Source organism: Streptomyces sp. NPDC092952, from assembly GCF_044754785.1.
Taxonomy (GTDB): domain Bacteria; phylum Actinomycetota; class Actinomycetes; order Streptomycetales; family Streptomycetaceae; genus Streptomyces.
Window position 1 is genome coordinate 1 of record NZ_JBIVPT010000058.1, and the last position, 1,741, is coordinate 1,741.

A 1,741-nucleotide genomic window follows, 5' to 3' on the forward strand; every position below is an offset into this window, starting at 1 on the left:
CCCGCGCTCGGCCTGTGACAGCACCTCCACCTGTCCCACCGGCACGGATGGATCCCCGACCACCGCCTCCAGCACCCGCACCAAACGCTCCGCCATCTCCTCGGCCGTGGACCGGTCGAACAGGTCCCCGCTGAATTCGAGGGCTCCGCGCAGCCCGGCCGGGCTGCCGTCCGGCGTGCGCCGCTCGGAGATGCGGAAGAGAAGGTCGAACTTGGCCGCGCCGAGCGCGACGGGCTCGGGGACGACCGTGAGGCCGGGCAGTTGCTCCACAGCATCGACAGCGGCCTGCTGGTCGATGTTGTTGAAGACGAAGCGCACCTGGAACAGCGGGTGCCGACCAGGGGAGCGTGTCGGGTTGAGGATGTCGACAAGACGCTCGAAGGGCACGTCCTGGTGCGCGTAGGCGGCGAGGTCGAACTCACGGACACGACCGATCAGTTCACGGAAGCTCGGGTCGCCGGACAGGTCGGCGCGCAGGACCAGTGTGTTGATGAAGAAGCCGACCAGGTCCTCCACTGTATCGTCGGTCCGGCCCGCGACCGGGGTGCCAAGGGTGATGTCCTGTGCGCCCGACAGTCGGGAGAGCAGCGTCACGAGGGCCGCTTGGACGACCATGAACGGGCTCGCCTGGGTGGCGCGGGCCAGGTCGAGCAGCCGGGCGTGCAGCGCGGCCGGGACCTCGATGGGCACCGAGCCGCCCTCGAACCGGGGCCGGTCCGGGCGCGGTCGGTCGGTCGGCAGCTCCAGCTCGTCCGGGAGGCCGGCCAGTGCCTGCTTCCAGTGGGCGAGCTGTCGTGTGATCGCGCTGTCCGGGTCGGTCTCGGAGCCCAGGGTCTGCTGCTGCCAGAGGGTGTAGTCGGCGTACTGCACCGGAAGCTCGGCCCAGTCCGGTGCGTCGCCCGCGCTGCGCCGCGCGTAGGCGGCCGTCAGGTCGCGGGCCAGCAGCGGCATCGACCAGCCGTCGGCGGCGATGTGGTGGACCAGGACGAGCAGGACGTGCTCGTCCTCGGCGAGCTCGAACAGTGTCGCGCGGACGGGGAGTTCGGCCGCCAGGTCGAAGCCGTACCGCGCGGCCTGCTCCAGCTCGGCGGGCAGTCCCGCCTCACCGGTGCGGACGACCGTGAACTCGGGGCGTATCTCATCTGCCACCAGCAGCCGCTGGTGGGGGCCGTCGGCGTCCTCGGCGAAGACCGTGCGCAGGGACTCGTGGCGTACGAGGACGTCACGCAGCGCCGCCTCAAGGGCCGGGCGGTCGAGGGTGCCGGTCAGACGCAGCGAGACCGGCATGTTGTAGGTGGCGCTCGGCCCTTCGAGGCGGTTCAGGAACCACAGGCCGCGCTGGGCGAAGGAGAGCGGAATCCGGTCGGGCCGGTGCTCCGCGCGTACGACGGCGCCGCGTGCCTCGTGCGTGACGTCGAGGGCCCTGGCCAGCGTGGCGACCTTGGGGGTGCTGAACAGCTGGCGTACGGCGAGTTCGACACCGAGCGTGGTCCGGATGCGGTTGGCGAGCTGGGTGGCGAGCAGGGAGTGCCCGCCGAGCTCGAAGAAGTCGTCGTCGATGGTGACTTCGGGGATGCCGAGGACGTCCGCGAAGAGCCCGCAGAGGATCTCCTCGCGGGGCGATCGCGGCGCCCTGCCCTTGGTTCTGGTGGCGTAGTCGGGGTCGGGGAGGGTTTTGTGGTCGAGTTTGCCGTGGGTGGTGAGGGGGAGTTGGTCGAGGGTGATGATGGCGGCCGGGATC

Annotated in this window: 1 protein-coding gene; it reads right to left on the reverse strand. The window is 70.8% G+C overall.

Going from position 1 to position 1,741, the window contains the following annotated elements; genetic code table 11:
• Positions 1-1,741 (reverse strand): condensation domain-containing protein (locus tag ACIQGQ_RS37170; RefSeq protein ID WP_402405110.1); only part of this gene is annotated, 1,741 nt, incomplete at both ends.